The sequence below is a fragment of the Neorhizobium galegae genome (assembly GCF_017877055.1).
Classification (GTDB): Bacteria; Pseudomonadota; Alphaproteobacteria; order Rhizobiales; family Rhizobiaceae; genus Neorhizobium; species Neorhizobium galegae_D.
Map to the genome: position 1 here is coordinate 43,109 of NZ_JAGIPG010000005.1, position 16,251 is coordinate 59,359.

16 protein-coding genes are annotated in these 16,251 nt (G+C 62.5%); 11 read left to right on the forward strand and 5 right to left on the reverse strand.

The annotated features are described in order from the left end of the window. Positions 1–4: 4 nt before the first annotated feature. The 5 genes from J2857_RS26595 to J2857_RS26615 all read left to right on the forward strand — a co-directional run bounded on the left by J2857_RS26595 (position 5) and on the right by J2857_RS26615 (position 5,322). Entirely contained in the window at positions 5–1,618 is a 1,614-nt protein-coding gene (locus tag J2857_RS26595) for an AMP-binding protein (RefSeq protein WP_210013098.1), read from the forward strand. Between the two features lie 71 nt (positions 1,619–1,689). Further along, complete coding sequence (locus J2857_RS26600) at positions 1,690–2,115, forward strand: organic hydroperoxide resistance protein (protein WP_210013099.1); 426 nt, start codon at positions 1,690–1,692, stop codon at positions 2,113–2,115. After that, the gene (locus tag J2857_RS26605) at positions 2,115–3,293 is read left to right on the forward strand and encodes a thiolase family protein (RefSeq protein WP_210013100.1); all 1,179 of its coding nucleotides are present in this window, start codon (positions 2,115–2,117) and stop codon (positions 3,291–3,293) included. Before J2857_RS26600 ends, J2857_RS26605 begins: the two co-directional genes overlap by 1 nt. Further along, positions 3,290–4,534 (forward strand): SDR family NAD(P)-dependent oxidoreductase, encoded by a 1,245-nt coding sequence (locus tag J2857_RS26610; protein ID WP_210013101.1) that lies wholly within the window; start codon positions 3,290–3,292, stop codon positions 4,532–4,534. Before J2857_RS26605 ends, J2857_RS26610 begins: the two co-directional genes overlap by 4 nt. Beyond that, complete coding sequence (locus tag J2857_RS26615; RefSeq protein WP_210013102.1) at positions 4,531–5,322, forward strand: cyclase family protein; 792 nt, start codon at positions 4,531–4,533, stop codon at positions 5,320–5,322. Before J2857_RS26610 ends, J2857_RS26615 begins: the two co-directional genes overlap by 4 nt. Here J2857_RS26615 and J2857_RS26620 read toward each other — a convergent pair. After that, a complete protein-coding gene (locus J2857_RS26620) occupies positions 5,301–5,843 on the reverse strand; it encodes a winged helix DNA-binding protein (RefSeq protein ID WP_210013103.1) in 543 nt (180 codons plus the stop codon). The two genes, J2857_RS26615 and J2857_RS26620, sit on opposite strands and share 22 nt — an antisense overlap. A gap of 98 nt (positions 5,844–5,941) precedes the next feature. On the opposite strand from J2857_RS26620, the gene J2857_RS26625 reads away from it, so the two are divergent. Then, positions 5,942–6,748, forward strand: coding sequence for an aspartate/glutamate racemase family protein (locus J2857_RS26625; RefSeq protein ID WP_210013104.1), 807 nt, complete (start codon positions 5,942–5,944; stop codon positions 6,746–6,748). Between the two features lie 6 nt (positions 6,749–6,754). On the opposite strand, the gene J2857_RS26630 is transcribed toward J2857_RS26625, so the two are convergent. Next, positions 6,755–7,681, reverse strand: coding sequence for an NADP-dependent oxidoreductase (locus J2857_RS26630; RefSeq protein WP_210013105.1), 927 nt, complete (start codon positions 7,679–7,681; stop codon positions 6,755–6,757). A gap of 28 nt (positions 7,682–7,709) precedes the next feature. Beyond that, the gene (locus J2857_RS26635) at positions 7,710–8,465 is read right to left on the reverse strand and encodes an HpcH/HpaI aldolase family protein (protein ID WP_210013106.1); all 756 of its coding nucleotides are present in this window, start codon (positions 8,463–8,465) and stop codon (positions 7,710–7,712) included. Positions 8,466–8,660: 195 nt separating this feature from the next. Here J2857_RS26635 and J2857_RS26640 point away from each other — a divergent pair, with 195 nt between their 5' ends. The 3 genes from J2857_RS26640 to J2857_RS26650 are packed head-to-tail and all read left to right on the forward strand — an operon-like array spanning position 8,661 to position 10,965. Then, positions 8,661–9,368: a GntR family transcriptional regulator gene (locus J2857_RS26640; RefSeq protein ID WP_210013107.1), complete on the forward strand. Its 708-nt coding sequence runs from the start codon at positions 8,661–8,663 to the stop codon at positions 9,366–9,368. After that, positions 9,365–10,459 (forward strand): LLM class flavin-dependent oxidoreductase, encoded by a 1,095-nt coding sequence (locus J2857_RS26645; RefSeq protein ID WP_210013108.1) that lies wholly within the window; start codon positions 9,365–9,367, stop codon positions 10,457–10,459. The genes J2857_RS26640 and J2857_RS26645 overlap by 4 nt, the downstream gene beginning before the upstream one ends. Further along, entirely contained in the window at positions 10,456–10,965 is a 510-nt protein-coding gene (locus J2857_RS26650) for a flavin reductase (protein WP_210013109.1), read from the forward strand. The genes J2857_RS26645 and J2857_RS26650 overlap by 4 nt, the downstream gene beginning before the upstream one ends. A gap of 145 nt (positions 10,966–11,110) precedes the next feature. Here J2857_RS26650 and J2857_RS26655 read toward each other — a convergent pair whose 3' ends face one another. Next, positions 11,111–12,388, reverse strand: a complete 1,278-nt coding sequence (locus J2857_RS26655) for a cysteine desulfurase-like protein (protein ID WP_210013110.1) — start codon at positions 12,386–12,388, stop codon at positions 11,111–11,113. A 247-nt stretch (positions 12,389–12,635) separates the two neighbouring features. On the opposite strand from J2857_RS26655, the gene J2857_RS26660 reads away from it, so the two are divergent. Beyond that, the gene (locus J2857_RS26660) at positions 12,636–13,328 is read left to right on the forward strand and encodes a GntR family transcriptional regulator (RefSeq protein ID WP_210013111.1); all 693 of its coding nucleotides are present in this window, start codon (positions 12,636–12,638) and stop codon (positions 13,326–13,328) included. A gap of 39 nt (positions 13,329–13,367) precedes the next feature. Here J2857_RS26660 and J2857_RS26665 read toward each other — a convergent pair whose 3' ends face one another. Then, complete coding sequence (locus J2857_RS26665) at positions 13,368–14,186, reverse strand: sugar phosphate isomerase/epimerase family protein (protein WP_210013112.1); 819 nt, start codon at positions 14,184–14,186, stop codon at positions 13,368–13,370. A 398-nt stretch (positions 14,187–14,584) separates the two neighbouring features. On the opposite strand from J2857_RS26665, the gene J2857_RS26670 reads away from it, so the two are divergent. Continuing rightward, positions 14,585–16,222, forward strand: a complete 1,638-nt coding sequence (locus tag J2857_RS26670) for an ABC transporter substrate-binding protein (protein WP_210013113.1) — start codon at positions 14,585–14,587, stop codon at positions 16,220–16,222. Positions 16,223–16,251: the final 29 nt, after the last annotated feature.

Here is a 16,251-nt window from a genome sequence, read left to right on the forward strand (position 1 = left end):
AGTCATGCATTCTCCCTATCTGCTGTTCGAGGCCCAGGCGCTGAAAAAACCGGGCGCGCCGATGCTGATCGCGCCGGCCAGCGCAAAGCTGCCTTATGCGCCGGAAGGCTTTCGCTATAGCTATGGCGAGGTTTTCGCTCGCGTCGGTCTTCTGAAGCAGAAGTTCGCGGCGGCAGGATACGGGATCGGAGCCCGCGTCGCGCTGCTCCTCGAAAACCGTCCGGAATTCTTCGACTACTGGCTGGCACTCAACGCAATCGGCGTCTCGATCGTGCCGGTCAATCCCGATCTGCGCCGCGACGAGCTGCTGTTCCAGCTGGACATGGCCGAGACTCCGCTGATGGTGGTCGTCCGCGAGCGGCTGGATGATCTGCGGGCCATCTCGCCCGGCAAGGTGACGGTGATCGCTGCCGGTGACGACATTCCGCCTTCGCCGGAAACGCGCGAGGCGCGACCCGGCGGCCCGGATGCCGAATGCGCGCTGCTCTTCACGTCCGGCAGCACCGGCAAGCCGAAGGGCTGTATTCTCTCGAACGTCTATTTCATCGGCATCGCCGAATGGTACACGACGCAGGGCGGCATCGCCGAGATGGGCGAGGGAACCGAAGTGGCGCTGACGCCGCTGCCGATGTTCCACATGAATGCGCTCGGCTGCACGGCGGTCGGCATGATCATGAAGGGCGGCGCGGTCGCGCCGCTCGACCGGTTCCATTCGAGCAGCTGGTGGGCCTCGATCGCCGATTCCGGCGCGACCATCATTCATTGCCTGGGCGTCATTCCCGCGATCCTGCTGCAACTTCCCACTGTTGAAGCGGAACGGGCGCACAAGGTGAAATTCGCGCTTGGGCCGGGTGTCGATGCCCGTCACAAGATCGAATTCGAGGCGCGTTACGGCATCCCGATCGTCGAAGCCTGGGCGATGACCGAGACCGGCGGCCGAGCCGTGACCACCACAGCGGCGGACGAATATACACCGGGCCTGCGCTGCATCGGCCGGCCGCGTGCCGGCATGGATTTTCGGATCGTCGATGATGCGGGGAATGATGCGGAACTCGGCAAGCCCGGGGAACTGCTGGTGCGCGCCCAAGGCGCGAACCCGCGCGACGGTTTCTTCAGCGGCTATTTGAAGGACGAAAAGGCGACCGAGGAGGCCTGGGAAGGCGGCTGGTTCCATACCGGCGACGTCGTTTATGCCGACGACAAGGGGCTTCTCTATTTCTTCGACCGCAAGAAGAGCATCGTGCGGCGCAGCGGCGAAAACATCGCCGTGCTGGAAGTGGAAGCCGCGCTTGCCAAGGATCCGGCAATCAAGGCATCTGCGGTAACGCCGGTGCCGGACGATCTGCGCGGCGAGGAAGTTTTTGCATTCATCGTTGAAGGCGAAACCGCTGGCTCGGCGGAGCCGGTCGAGAAGGCGAAGCGGGTCATCGAGGCAGCCGGCGCGCATATCGCCTATCACAAACTGCCCGGCTACGTGGTCTTTGTCGACAGGCTGCCGGTGAGTTCGACCCAGAAGCTGCAGCGCGGCGAGATCAAGACGATGGCGGCAAAGGCGGTGGAGGACGGTTCGGCGATCGACCTCAGGAAGCTGAAGGCATCCATCCGAAAGGCGGGATGAACTCGCTTACGGCTCTTCATCTTTTCTGCTATACCATAAATCACAGCTTAAATCCTGATATGGAGGCGTGCATGACCCCGGAAAAGATCCTCTACGAAACGTCCGTCATCGCTCACGGCGGCCGGGAAGGAAAAGCGCAGAGCACGGACGGCACCTTTGCCGTCAATCTCTCGGTACCGAAGGGACTCGGCGGACCGGGTGGCGACGGGACCAACCCGGAGCAGCTTTTCGCAGCCGGTTATGCGGCCTGCTTCCTCGGCGCGGTGAAGCTCGTGGCGCGCACCAGCAAGATCGCGCTGCCGGACGACGTTTCGATCACCGCAAAGGTCGGCATCGGCCCGGTGCCGGTCGGCTACGCACTGGCGGTCGAGCTTGTAGCGTCCTTGCCGGGCCTCGAACGTGCGGTCGCAGAAGAGATCGTCGCAGGTGCGCATGAGCGCTGCCCCTATTCGAATGCGACGCGCGGCAATGTCGACGTCAAGCTGACGGTCGCCTGATGGCCTTTTCCCGTGCGCGGCAATCCTATGAGGGCGTGGTTCTGGCAGTACCGGTGACGGTGCCCTACCAGCGCTATTCCATAGAGACCGCGCATTGGTGGATGGGCAAGGCGCTCAGGGCGCTGGCGGAAGGCGCCGGCATCAGCCATCGGGATTTCGATGGTTTTTCGGTCTCTAGCTTCACGATGGGGCCGGATGTCGCGGTCGGCCTGACCCAGCATTTCGGGCTGTCGCCGCGCCATATCGACCACGTGCCGATGGGTGGGGCTGCCGGTATCGTCTCGCTTCGCCGGGCGGCGCGGGCGGTGCAGGCGGGCGACGCGGATATCGTTGCCTGCGTGGCGGCCGACACCAATCAGGTCGATACGTTCCGCAAGACACTCGCCAACTTCTCCCGCTTCGCGCAGGACGCTTCCTATCCTTACGGCGCCGGCGGCCCCAATGCGAGCTTCGCTTTGATCGCCCGCCACTACATGGATCGCTACGGTGCGACGCGGGAAGATTTCGGCAAGCTCTGCGTTGCCCAGCGCGACAATGCGCTTCGCAATCCCTATGCGCTGATGAAGAAGCCGCTGACGCTGGAGCAATATATGTCGGCGCGGGCGATCGCCGAGCCCTTCCATCTGTTCGATTGCGTCATGCCCTGCGCCGGTGCGGAAGCCTTTCTGGTGATGCGCGAAGAGACGGCCGTTTCGCTAGGGCTTCCCTTCGTCCGGCTGCTGTCGGCCATCGAGAGGCACAACGCGTTTGCCGAGGATCCGGTGCAGGTGCGCGGCGGCTGGGTGGTTGATCGCGACGAGCTTTACGGCATGGCCGGTGCGGCGCCGGGTGATGTGGATTTTGTCCAGACCTATGACGATTATGCGGTGATCTCGATGATGCAGTTCGAGGATCTGGGTTTTTGCGCAAAGGGCGAGGGGCCGGATTTCGTGCGCCAGCACACGTTCACGGTGGACGGATCCTTCCCGCACAACACCTCCGGCGGCCAGCTTTCGGTCGGTCAGGCGGGGGCCGCGGGCGGGCATCTTGGGCTTACCGAAGCGATGCGCCAGCTTTTGGGGACGGCCGAGGGTAGGCAGGTCGAGGATGCGAAGCTCGGGCTGGTTTCAGGTTTCGGCATGATCAACTACGACCGCGGGCTCGCTTCTGCAGCCGCCATCCTGGCGAGGGCATCATGACCGAGCCCCTCCTCAAGCCAAAGCGCAAGAACCCGCTCGCCCGCACCACTCAACCGCTGCTGCCTCCCTCGGCCCGCAGCCGCAAGGCGCACGGGTTGACGCTTGCTGCCGCGACCGGCCGCTTCATGCTGCAATGCTGCGGCGAATGCGGGCGCTACACCTATCCGGCGCGCGAGGCCTGCCCGAACTGCCTTTCGCCCGAGTTGGCGTTCAAGGATGCGCCGACCGGCGGTTCGCTGCTGTCGGAAACCCGGATCGAAGTTACCAGTGATCCCTATTTCCGCGAGCACATGCCCTGGCGGACAGGGCTGGTTCAGCTCGATTGTGGGCCAATTGCCGTTGTGCATCTGCATGGCGATTGCGGCGAACCCGGTAGCCGGCTCACATTGTCCTTGCAGCTGGACCGGGCCGGACAGGCCGTGTTCTTCGCCAAATCCGTTTCGGAGGTGCCGCACATGGAAGACGATCCTCAATGGCGGGAAATGACTGCCGACCCGAAGCATCGGCGGGTTCTGATCACCGACGGGCGCAGCCCGCTTGCATTGCCGCTGGCGCAGGTTCTCAAGAAAGCCGGAGCGGCCAGGATTTTCGTCGGCGTGACCGACCGGTGGAAACCTTTCGACGAGCAGGCGTCGCTGGAGGCGATCGAGGGGATCGAACTGGTCGATCTGGACCTGACGAGCGAGCGTTCCGTGCAGGATCTGGCGATGGATATCGGCGCCAAGGTCGAGATCCTGATCAACACGGCCGATCATGTCCGGCCGGCGCGTCTCTTCGATGCGGGCGCGGCCAATGCGGTGCGCGAGGCGATGGACCATACCGTGATGGGGTTGATGCGACTTGCCCAGGCTTTTGGGCCGGTGATGCGCTCGCGCGGCGCCGACGGCGCGGCCGGAGCCGTCGCCTGGGTCAACGTGCTTTCGGTCCACGGGCTCAGCAATGCGCCGCAATTCGGCGTCCATTCCGCCGCGCATGCGGCCTGCCTGTCACTGTCGCAGTGGCTGCGCACCGAGCTTAAGCCAGGCGGTATCCGGGTCATCAACGCGTTCGCCGGGCCGCTCGATACCGAATGGTTCCAGACGGTGCCACCGCCGAAGGTGGCGCCAAAGGCCGTGGCCGACGCCGTTCTCGACGGGTTGAAGCGCGGTCTGGAAGATATCTATGTCGGGGATGTCGCCAAGGATATCGAGGCGCGGCTGTTCGACAATCCGAAAGCCGTCGAGCGGGAGGCTGGCCAATGAGCGACGATATTCTGGGCAAATTCGCCGAAGCCCTAGCGAGCGGGGCAGTCCGGGTCGTCGATCTCACCCATACGCTGTCGCCTGACTTTCCGGTCATTGTCATGCCGCCGGAACTGGGGCAATCCGCGCCGTTCCGCATGGAGAGGATTTCCCGCTACGATGGCGGCGGGCCTGCGTGGTACTGGAACAACCTCTCCTTCGGCGAGCATACCGGCACCCATTTCGATGCGCCGATCCATTGGTATACCGGCCGCGATCTGCCGCTCAATTCCGTCGATACCCTGCCGCCGGCCGATATGATCGCGCCGGCCTGCGTGATCGATTGTTCGCAGCAGGCGGCCGGGGATGCGGATTTCCTGCTGACTGTTGCCGATGTGATGACCTGGGAAGAACAGCACGGCCGCATTCCGGCGCGATCCTGGGTATTCTTGCGGACCGACTGGTCGAAGAAGTCAGGCGCCGGCTATGCCAATCTGCGAGCGGATGGCGCCCATACGCCAGGGCCGGATACCGAGGTGATGCGCTGGCTGGTGGCGGAACGGGATATTATCGGCTTCGGGACGGAAACGATCGGCACGGATGCCGGGCAAGCCGGGCATTTCTCGCCGCCCTATCCCGCCCACCATTACCTTCACGGCGCCGGCCGCTATGGGCTGCAGTGCCTTACCAACCTCGACCAGCTGCCGCCGACGGGTGCGATGATCGTCGCCGCCCCGCTCAAAATCCAGAATGGTTCGGGCAGCCCGCTGCGCGTATTGGCGCTCGTTCAGGAGCGCTCGACCGGATGAGACCCGCTCGCCACCCGCCGGGCGGCGGTGTCGTAGAAGCTCGTCAACAGTTCCAGCATTTCCGTTGCCCCGCCAAGTCCCTCTTCTGCATGGTCCATCTTCTGGATCAGCGAAATCAGCAGATGCCGGCGCAGAGCCCGATAATCCTGGGTGAGCTTGGTGCCCTTGCGGGTCGGGGTGTAGAGCGTGTCCTTGCGCGACCGGCCTTTGACGCGTTCGATGAGCTGCAGGGTCTGCAGTTTCTTGATGGCGTATTGAATGTTGGCGGTGTCGTCGCGGCCGAGAAGCCTCGAGATTTCGCCAAGCCCTTTCGGCTTGTTGCGATAGCGGATCGTGTGCAGGATGGCGGTGTCGAGGCCGCTCAGGCCGGCGCCGGCAAGCTCGCTCGAGCACTCCGCCTGCCAGCGCAGGAAGGCGGCGGAGATTCGCCAGAGCGACCATTCGAACTCCGTCAGCGCGGCTTCCGACATCTCGACGGCCGTGTCGCTCAGCGGGTTCTCGGGCGTGGTCGGTGAAGTCATGCGGTTCTCCGGGCGGTTTCTGCAACGGGAGTAAAGCTTTAAATTGGTGTTTTGACGAGCGCAAAATCGCACGGGCAAACGAACAAAACGAGGGGAACATGCGCATCTTCTGGCAAAGCTTCATCGACGCTACGTCAAGCGCCGCCTATATGAAGCGGCTCTCGAATTATCTGAATAAAATTGCCGAGCCGGGCACGACGGTGGACGTCTTCGGCATCAGCCCGCCGGACCGGCATTTCGGGCGGCTGGCTGAGTTCCGCTGCGCTGCGATCGCAATCGACAACGGGCTGGAGGCGGCGAGCCGCGGCTACGACGCCGTCGTCATCGGCCATTTCCAGGATCCCGGTCTCTACGAGCTCAAGTCGGCGCTGACCATTCCGGTGATCGGCGCCGGCGAGGTCTGCATGCATTACGCCGCACGGCTCGGGCGGCGCATTGCGCTCGTCACCCTCGACGACGTCTTTCAGGTCTGGCACTACGAGCAGGCCGATCTCTATGGCCTTGGCAGCCGGGTGAAGCACGTGGTCGGCATGAATTGCGAGCCTTCGGATTTCAGCGCAGCCTTTGCGGGCGACGACGAGGCGCGGTGGCGGATGCTTGAAAGCTTCACCGCCTGCGCGGAGCCGCTGGTGCGTGATGGTGCCGATGTCGTGGTGCCGGCGGGCGTACTGCCGGGTCTCCTGGTCGGCGGGGAGTACGGGTTCAAGGTCCTGCATGCGCCTGTCGTCAACACGGCGGCGGTGACGCTGAAGAGCGCCGAGATGGATGTCCGGCTGCACAAGATCAATGGCATCGAGGTAAGCCGCGGGCCGTTCTGCGCGCTCGCCAACGAGCATGCGATCGAGGATTTCCGGACTTTCGTCGCCAATGGCCGTCAGGCGCCGCTGTTTCCGAGCGACTCCTGAAGAACGTCACATCGTCAGCATCAGGCGCCCGCGCGAGATGGCGCCTTCTTCCATCAGGCGGTGAGCTTCCGCCGCCGCCGACAGGGGCATGGTGCGGGCGATCTGGGGCTTGAGCAGTCCGGCGCCGGCAAGATCCATCATCGATTGAAGCGCCGACTTGTCGTCGGTGATCATCGCGCGGGTGACCTTGATGCCGAATTCCTCGCCGCGATCCCTGATCGGATCGGCGACCAGCCAGACCATATGGCCGCCCTTCTTGAGCACCTTGTAGGACTTGTCGTGGACTTCGCCGCCCATCAGCTCGAAGACGATATCCTGATTGGTGAGGAGCTCGGAAAAGTCCTCCTCGTCGTAGGCGATGATGCGATCGGCACCGAGACCGAGCACATAGTCGCGATTGGTCGAGCGGCAGGTGGTGGTAACGTGGGCGCCGAGGTGGTGGCAGAGCTGGACCAGCAATCCGCCGACCGCACCGGAACCGGAATGGACGAGCACCTTGTCTCCGGATTTGACTTCCGCGGTTCGCACCGCAATCCAGGTGCTGAGGCCGGCATTGGTCAGCGCCACGGCCTCGACGGTGGAGAGGCTGTCCGGAATCTTGACAGCATGCTTTTCATCGACGGCGATCATTTCCGCATAACCGCCCTGGGCAAAGACGCCGGCCATGACTGCGGCCCGGTCTCCCGCCTTGAATTCCGTGACGTCGTCGCCGACCGCGATCACCGTGCCGCCGCCATCGCGCCCTGGCACGCTTGGCATCGGCAGGGTGAAATGGCTTTGCAGATAACCGGCGCGAAGTTTCCAGTCGAAAGGCGTGACGCTGGCGGCCTCGAGCTTCACCAGGATCTGGCCCGGTCCGGCAACCGGCTCGGGCAGATCGACATAGTGCATCACATCGGCCGGGCCGTGCTCGCTGTATTGGATTGCCTTCACGTCTTCACCCTTGGAAAGTTGATGCGGCTTATGCGGAGCGCGCGGCGGCGACGTCGGCCGCGATGCCGGCGCCGAGAAACCTCGTATCGCTTGAGAGCAGATAGAAGCTGATGCCGGCTTGCGACCACTTGCCGACATCGTCGGCGGAAGGTCGGAAGATGCCGACGGCCTTGCCGGCCCCGCGTGCGGCTTCGGTGATCCTGAGAATGGCCGCGTCGAGCTTTGCTGCTCCTTCCGGCCCCATCGCGTCGATGGAGACCGAGAGGTCGCCCGGGCCGATGAAGATCACGTCGACGCCCTCGACGGCGACGATCTCGTCGACATTGGCGAGACCATCGGCAGTCTCGATCTGGATCGCCAGTACGAGGCTTTCATTCGCTGATTGAAGGTAATCGGGAATGCGATAGCCGTAACCTGCGGCACGTCCCGGTCCGACGCCGCGTTCACCGATCGGCGGATAGCGGGTCGCCAGAACGGCGGCCTTGGCCTGGGCGGCGGTTGAGACCCGTGGCACCAGTACGCCGGCGGCTCCGGCATCCAGCACGCCGGCGATCGATTCCGGCGCGTGGCCCGGGACACGCACCATCGCGGGCACCCGCTGGACATCCGAGGCACGAACGAGGTTTTCGATGAGTTCGCGGCCGATCTGGGCATGTTCGGCGTCGATGCAGATGAAATCGAGACCGGCCGCGGCGGTCACCTCTATGGCGACCGGATGAGGGATCGCGGCGAATGTGCCGATGACGCGTTCATGACCGATACATTTTTTGCGGAAGTCGCTCATCGGGGTGCCTTTGTAATCTGCCCGGCGCGGCTTCGGAGCACGCGCCAAATTAAAGTTTAAGCCTAAAATTCTTGACGCCGCAAGTGAATAAAACAGTATACTAAAAATGCCAATGCTCAGCCATCTCAAAAGGTTTTTTCAAAAATACTCTTGAAGATCGATGAAATCAGTATACCGTTTGCGTAGGAGATTTCCATGTTAAAGCCGAGCGACAATCTGGTGGATGCGATCTATGCCGATCTGCGGCTGAAGCTGCAGCGGAGTGCCGTTTCGCCGACCGATCGCCTGGTGGATACCGAGATCGCCAACGCCCACGGCATTTCCCGCATGCCGGCGCGCGAGGCGCTGCTTCGGTTGGTTTCGGAGGGTTATCTCGTTGGCACGACGCGCGGCTTTGCGGTGCGGGAATTGTCGCTCGACGATATTTCCGGACTTTTCGAGGTCCGCCGTCAGCTGGAGCCCCGGGCGGCGGCCTGTGCCGCCCGCGACATGACGCCCGAGATCGAGGCGGAAATTACCGCGGCGATGAACCGGGTGGAGCAGGCGCTGAGCCAAAGCGACATTCCGGCCCTGCTGGCGGCCAATGTCGATTTCCGCAATGCCTGGTTGAAGGCGGTCAACAATCCGCATATGGCGGCAACGATTTCGCGCTTCATCGACTATTTCCAGTCGGTGCGGCTCGGCACGTTCGCCGATCCGGGCGCCGTCTATCAGTATATCGACGGTCTCTCCCGCATTCACGCGGCATTCCTGGCGCACGATCCGCTGATGGTGCAGGACCGCATGACGCTTTTCATGTTCGCAGCGGAGGAGGCCTATCTCTCCGTGCGGCGGCGCCAGTTGGAAGAGGCGGAGACTGCGCGCCCCGCCCGCAGAAGAACACGAAAGAGAGGAACAGCATGATCAAGCCGCATCCGCTGAAAGGTCCCAGCAAACTGAAACTCGGCGTGTTTTCGCCGAATGCAGACGGGGGCCTTGCGATTACCGACGTGCCGGAACGCTGGCAGGCGCGCTGGGAAGACAATCTCAACGCGGTGCAGATCGCCGATCGCGGCGGGCTGGATTTCTTCCTGCCGATCGCGCGATGGAAGGGGTTCGGCGGCAAGAACCGGGTGCGCGAATGGTCGTTCGAGACCTTCACCTGGGCGGCGGGCCTCGCCTCGGTCACCGAACGGATCGGGTTGTTCATGACCGTGCATGTGCCGCTCGTGCACCCGCTCTATGCCGCAAAGGCGCTCGCCACCGTCGACCATATCAGCAGCGGCCGGGCTGGTCTCAACATCGTCTGCGGCTGGAATCCGAAGGAATTCGGCATGTTCGGCGTGCCGCTGGTCGAAAAAGGCTACGACCAGGCCGACGAATGGCTGGAGATCATGGAGCGGGCCTACACATCCGATGCGCCATTCGACTATGACGGCACCTATTATAAGCTGAAGGATGTCGTAAGCCGTCCCGCCAGCCTGCAATCGCCGCGGCCGGTCACCATGAACGCCGCCTTCGGTGGGCCGGGCCGGGATTTCGCGGCCAGGAACTGCGAATATCTGTTCACGACCTTCACCGAGATTGCCGAAGCCGGAAAACACGTCGAGGATATCAAGGGCCGGGCGGAAAAACTCGGCCGCGATGTCGGGGCCTATACGGTCTGCCATGTCGTCTGCCGCGAAACCCAACAGGAGGCGGAGGATTATTACGAGCGTTACGCGGTGACCATGGCCGATCACGCTGCGGTCGACGCGCATATGGCAGGCAAGAAGGAATTCACCCAATCGCATGATAAGAGCGCTTATGATCTCTACCGCAAGCGGTTTGCAGGCGGCGCGGGCGGTTATCCGTTGATCGGCACGCCCGAAAAAATCGTCGAAGACATGATCGCCATATCCGAACAGGGGTATTCCGGTATTGCCATGTCCTTCGTGAACTACACCTATGAGCTGCCTTTCTTCTGCGATCGCGTCATGCCTTTGTTGAGAGAAGCGGGACTGAGGGTGGAATGACGGTGGATATGCTGAACGACGAAGGGGAAGCGACGCGACTCGCGTTCCGGGAAGGCATGGCGCGGCTGGCGGCGGCGGTGAATATCGTCACCACCGACGGGCCGGGCGGACTTGCGGGATTTACCGCGTCTGCCGTGTGCAGCGTGACGGACCGGCCGCCGACGCTTCTCGTCTGCCTCAACCGGTCGAGCTCGGTTGCCGGCATGTTCGAGAGGAACCGGGTGCTCTGCGTCAACACGCTCGCTTCCAATCACGAAGCGATGTCGAGACTGTTCGGCGGTTCGACGCCGCAGGACGATCGGTTTGCGGCGGGTGACTGGGTACTTGGCGCAACGGGATCGCCGAGGCTGACCGATGCAATCGTCTCGTTCGATTGCGAAGTGGAAAATGCGGTCGCGAGCGGCACGCACCACGTGCTGTTCTGCCGGGTCGTCGGGATCGCCCATGGTCCGGAGGACGAAGAGGCGCTCGTCTATTTCCGGCGCCGCTATCATCGTCTCAAGTGAGCTGGCTTGATAGCCGAGCTTGATTGTTCGCTCGTCATGCTCGGCCTTGTGCCGAGCATCTGCAAACGTTGATGTCGGCAGATGCACGGGACAGGTCCGAGCATGACGTCGAGAAATCAACTGGCCTCTGGCGGAGGCTTCTCGTCTACTTCGCCTTGGCGATGATCTCGCCGAGCACCGTGTCGAAACGGTCGATCTCTTCCACCTTGTTGTAGTGGACCATCGAGACGCGCATGCAGCCGGTTTCCATGGTCAGCCCGAGGCGCTTCATCAGGCGCGGGGCGAACATGTGGCCGTCGCGGCTGCCGATGCCGTTCTTGCCGAGCTCGGCCGAGAGATATTGCGGCGTCAGTCCCGGAATGCTGAAGCAGATGGTCGGAACGCGCTTTTCCACCTGGGCTTCGTCCGAAACCCCGTAGATCGTGGCGCCGTGCTTCTTCAGCACCGACAGCATCTTCTTCGACAGCGTCTGCTCGTAGGCGCGGATGGCGCCCATGGCAGCGGCAAGCGCATTGCGGCGCGAATGCTCGCCTTCGGGAAGGAACCTGCGGCCGAGGTCCTCGAGGTAAAGCACGGCGGCGTTCATGCCGGCGACGTTTTCATAGGTGAAGGTGCCGACCTCGATCTTGTAGGGCGGAACGTCCGGAATGAAGTCTTCCTTGAAGGTGGGGAGCTTTACGAGCGCATCATAGCGGCCCCAGAGGAATCCCATATGCGGGGAAAAGTTCTTGTAGCCGGAGCAGACAAGATAATCGCAATCCCAGGCCTGAACGTCGATCAGCGCGTGCGGGCCGTAATGCACGCAGTCGAGGAAGACTTCGGCGCCGGCCGCGTGCGCCAGCTTGCCCACGGTCGCCACGTCGACGATCGTGCCGATCGAATGGGCTGTCACGGTGCAGGCGACGAGGCGGGTCTTGTTGTTCAGGAGCGGCTTCAGGTCGTCGGTATGCAGCATGCCGTCTTCACGCATCTTCCACCAGACAATCTTGGCGCCGTCGGCTTCCAGCGCCGTCCAGGTGGCGATGTTGGCGTCGTGGTCCATGTCGGTGACGATGATCTCGTTGCGCTCCTGCAGCATCTTGGCGATGCCCAGGCTGACGAGGCGAATGAAGGACGTGGCATTGAGGCCGAACGAGATTTCCTCCGGACGATAGGCGTTGACCAAGAGGCCAACCGAAACGCGGGCTTCGGCAATCGTGCGATCGACGCCCTGGCTGTGCAGATAGGGCGCCATGCGCTGAACGTTGCAATCGACGAGATGGGCCGCGACCGCATCGACGACGGCCTGGGGCACCTGGGCGCCGCCGGCGTTTTCGAAGAAGATGAAGTCCTTGTATTTCTGGAGAGCCGGAAATTTCAGCCTGAGTTCATCGACCGGAAAAGCCTTGGCGAGATTATCGCCTGCCGTCACATGCGTGTTCATGGATTTCTCCCAGATGTCGTGGATTGATGAGGAGGGATGCAGGTGACAACGAGCCTCCCCGTGTTTATGTTTGGCCCAGCTGCCAAATGAGCATTTGATCAAACTTTCAAATGTTCTATTGTGCGGTCGGCATTTGATCAAGGGGAATTGCGTCGGAAGCAGTGGATGACCCGACGCGAGGAGACTTGAAGAGCGCGGCCCGTTATGCGAGGCCTGGTTGTGATTTGAATGGGATCTGAGGGCAAGGATGGCGGATAGCGGGCTTTTGAAGGTCACGTCGCGCGTGACCGTTCAGGACACGGTCTACGAACAGCTGCGCCGGGCGCTGATGTGGGGTTCGTTTGCGCCATCGCAGGCGATCACCATTTCGTCGCTGGCAACCGAGTTCGGTACCAGCCACATGCCGGTGCGCGAGGCGCTGAGAAGGCTTGCGGCGGAAAACGGGCTGGAGATCGGCCATAACGGTTCGGCCCGCGTGCCGGCAGTCTCCCGCGAGCGGCTCGACGATCTCTGCCAGGCGCGCATCGCGCTCGAGGGCCTGGCAACGGAACTTGCGGCCGTCCACATGACTGACGAGGATATCGACCGTTCGGAGGCGCTTGCCCGGGAGCACGAGGAAACCGGCAAGGCCGGCGACGTCTATGGGATGCTGCGCAAGAACCAGGAGTTCCATTTCGGCATCTACGAAGCGTCGCGCTCCGAAGTGCTGCCGCAGCATATCGAGATGCTCTGGCTGCGGTTCGGCCCCTATATGCGGATGCTGACCAAGTATGTGGAAAAGGAATTCGACAAGGGCGTCGTGCACCCGTTCTCGTCCTATCACTTCCGGATCGTCGCCGCACTTCGCGAGCGCAACGGCGCGCTCGCGCGGGACATGATGGTGGGGGATATCCTCGCCACGCAATCGCACCTGCGGGAGATGTCCCCGGAATTGCGGTGACCCCGGCGCCGGGCGCCGGAGTCTTCGTCCAGGGAATGCTTACTGGCCGAGGCCGAGCGAAGCGAGATATTCGACCGAAGCCGGGATCTTCGACTTGTCCTTGATCTCGACGATCAGGCGCGGGTTGCTGGTGAGCTCGGCGAGCGCCTGGAAGACTGACGGCCAGAGGATATTGCCTTCGCCGAGCGCCCAGTGGCGGTCTGCGTAACCGTCGGCATCCTGCAGATGCACGTGCTGCAGGCGGTTGCCTGCTGCCTTCACAAAGTAATCGACCGGCGGAGCGCCGGTGGAGCCATGCGCGTAATGGGCATGGCCGGTATCGATCGACACGGCGACCGCCGGCGAATTGAAGCTGTCGGCGAGCGCCACGCGGATATGCTGGTCGATATCCTCGATGTTTTCCAGAACGATCACGGCGCCGATATCCTCGGCCTGCTTGACGGCATCACGCATCGTGAGATGCACGTGCTCGATGAGGCGCTCGCCCTCGCCCTTGTTGTTGTCGAGATTGTTGTAGGACCAGGTCGTGTAGGGGCTGTGGGCGACCATCTGCGTCGCGCCGATCGAGGCGCAGACGTCGAGGCCCTGCTTCAGGCGCTTGGCAACGACGGCGCGGATATCCGGATCCTGGGAGGCGATGGTGAAGCCCCAGAACGGACCGTGGATGCCGAGACGGCCTTCAAAACCATCCAGCAGCTTCCTGGCGCGCTCGGCTAGCGGCGTCCAGTCGCCGTTCAGAACGTCACCCGTGGTGAAATCCTGGAGTTCGAGATCGCGCTGCTTGTCGAAAAGCCAGTTGCGGTGAATTTCGAGCTCGCCAAGCGTCATGGCGGCGCCGATCACGGGAAGGGAGGACATGGAAAACTCCATTGAACAAAGAAATGTGGGGAGGGGAATGCGCCGGAAGAAAATCCACGCACAGGCCTCCATGTCAGAATTTTGTGTCGGCAATATTACATTTGTAACGCAGGATCATGAAGTTTGCATCCGTGTTCAATTTCATCGAATCGCCAAGATAGCGTCACGGAACTGATACACAGACTGGCCAAATAGCCCCTGCAAATCAGGGGGTCAGTCGTGAGCCGCAGCAATACTTTTCATCATCGCGAACCGGGCCGAGCGGCTTTCATGTCCTCAGCCCGCGCGGGTCGCTTGCTGTTATCAGCTCAAGCTTTCCGAGCCCTCAACCGTCACCGCTCCAACCCGCAGGGGCTGATCGAGCTCGTCCATTAACCCGAAGCCAAAGGACAATTTCCATGGTCAACTTCACCCGCCGCAGCACGCTCGGCCTTGCCGGCGCCGCTGCCGGTTCGCTGATCCTGCCGCGCTTCTCGATCGCCCAGAGCGACAAGCGCCCCTCGATCACCATCGCCGTCCAGAAGATCACCAACAACAACTCGCTGGACGTCTGGCACGAACAGTCGAATGTCGGCGAGCGCGTTTTCTTCCCGAACCTCTGGGAAGGGCTCATCCTGCGCAACTGGATGGGCAACCAAGGTCCGCTTCCGGGTCTCGCAACCGAATGGAAGCGCATCGACGACAAGACGCTGGAACTGAAGCTGCGCCAGGGCGTCAAGTTCCACAACGGCGACGAGCTGACGGCTGACGACGTCGTGTTCTCGTTCTCCAGGGAACGCGTGTTCGGCAATACCGAGCCGGCCGGCGGCAAGACGATCTTCGAATCCGAGCACAAGCCGACCACCGTCAAGGAACTGCCGGCTTCCGTTCCCGGCGTTGGCCGCCGTCTGTGGCCGGCTCTTGCAGGCGTCGAGGCCGTCGACAAGTACACCGTCCGTTTTCACAATGCGACGCCGGACGTCACGATGGAAGGTCGCCTCTATTCCGGCGGCAGCCAGATCACCAACCGTCGCGCCTGGGACGAAGCCAAGTCCTTTACCGAGTGGTCCCGCAAGCCGATCACGACCGGCGCCTACATGGTTGCCGAATACAAGCCGGATGTCTCGCTGACGCTCGTCGCCTTCGATCAGTACTGGGGTGGCCGTCCGCCGCTCGCCCAGATCCGCTTCGTCGAAGTTCCGGAAGTCGCCTCGCGCGTCAACGGCCTGCTCTCCGGCGAATACGACTTCGCCTGCGACCTGCCGCCGGACCAGATCGCCACGGTCAAGGCTGCCAAGGGCTTTGAAGTCCAGAGCTCGACCATCTGGAACCACCGCGTTTCGGTCTTCAACACTCAGAACCAGATCCTTGCCAACCCGCTGATGCGCCGCGCAATGACGCACTCGATCGACCGCAAGGCGATCGTCGAGGCGCTCTGGGCCGGCCAGACGGTCACCCCGGCCGGTCTGCAGTTCGAATCCTTCCGCACCTCGGACATGTTCATCGAGGGCTGGGCCGCTCCAGAATTCAATCCGCAGCTCGCCAAGGACCTCATCAAGCAGGCCGGCTACAAGGGTGACCCGATCCCGTATCGCCTGCTCAACAACTACTACACGAACCAGACGGCCAACGGCCAGATCATGGTCGAGATGTGGAAGCAGGTCGGCATCAACGTGCAGATCGAAATGAAGGAAAACTGGGGCCAGATCCACGATCCGGCAGGCGTCAAGGGCGTCCGTGACTGGTCGGCTTCCAATACGATCAACGACCCGATCACCCCGCTGGTCGTGCAGTTCGGCCCGAACGGCGAAATCCAGCAGAAGAAGGACTGGTCGAACGCCGAAATGAACAAGCTTGCGCAGGTCATGGAAACCTCCACCGACCGCGCGCTGCGCAAGAAGGCGATCGCCCGCATGCTGGAAATCGCCGAGCGCGAAGACCCCGTCTATCAGGTCCTGCACCAGAACGCCGTGTTCACGGGCATGAAGTCGTCGCTCAAGTGGAAGGCCGCTCCGGCCTTTGCGATGGACTTCCGCGCCTCCAACTGGGCGATCTGACCGGATCGTTCTCCTCTGCTCCGGCGACC

Excerpts from the sequence above, each read along its gene's own strand:
- J2857_RS26615 (WP_210013102.1), top strand. The coding sequence starts at position 4,531 with ATGAGCGACGATATTCTGGGCAAATTCGCCGAAGCCCTAGCGAGCGGG.
- J2857_RS26655 (WP_210013110.1), bottom strand. The coding sequence starts at position 12,388 with ATGAACACGCATGTGACGGCAGGCGATAATCTCGCCAAGGCTTTTCCG.
- J2857_RS26600 (WP_210013099.1), top strand. The coding sequence starts at position 1,690 with ATGACCCCGGAAAAGATCCTCTACGAAACGTCCGTCATCGCTCACGGC.
- J2857_RS26645 (WP_210013108.1), top strand. The coding sequence starts at position 9,365 with ATGATCAAGCCGCATCCGCTGAAAGGTCCCAGCAAACTGAAACTCGGC.
- J2857_RS26640 (WP_210013107.1), top strand. The coding sequence starts at position 8,661 with ATGTTAAAGCCGAGCGACAATCTGGTGGATGCGATCTATGCCGATCTG.
- J2857_RS26605 (WP_210013100.1), top strand. The coding sequence starts at position 2,115 with ATGGCCTTTTCCCGTGCGCGGCAATCCTATGAGGGCGTGGTTCTGGCA.
- J2857_RS26650 (WP_210013109.1), top strand. The coding sequence starts at position 10,456 with ATGACGGTGGATATGCTGAACGACGAAGGGGAAGCGACGCGACTCGCG.
- J2857_RS26610 (WP_210013101.1), top strand. The coding sequence starts at position 3,290 with ATGACCGAGCCCCTCCTCAAGCCAAAGCGCAAGAACCCGCTCGCCCGC.
- J2857_RS26665 (WP_210013112.1), bottom strand. The coding sequence starts at position 14,186 with ATGTCCTCCCTTCCCGTGATCGGCGCCGCCATGACGCTTGGCGAGCTC.
- J2857_RS26620 (WP_210013103.1), bottom strand. The coding sequence starts at position 5,843 with ATGACTTCACCGACCACGCCCGAGAACCCGCTGAGCGACACGGCCGTC.
- J2857_RS26625 (WP_210013104.1), top strand. The coding sequence starts at position 5,942 with ATGCGCATCTTCTGGCAAAGCTTCATCGACGCTACGTCAAGCGCCGCC.
- J2857_RS26595 (WP_210013098.1), top strand. The coding sequence starts at position 5 with ATGCATTCTCCCTATCTGCTGTTCGAGGCCCAGGCGCTGAAAAAACCG.
- J2857_RS26660 (WP_210013111.1), top strand. The coding sequence starts at position 12,636 with ATGGCGGATAGCGGGCTTTTGAAGGTCACGTCGCGCGTGACCGTTCAG.
- J2857_RS26670 (WP_210013113.1), top strand. The coding sequence starts at position 14,585 with ATGGTCAACTTCACCCGCCGCAGCACGCTCGGCCTTGCCGGCGCCGCT.
- J2857_RS26635 (WP_210013106.1), bottom strand. The coding sequence starts at position 8,465 with ATGAGCGACTTCCGCAAAAAATGTATCGGTCATGAACGCGTCATCGGC.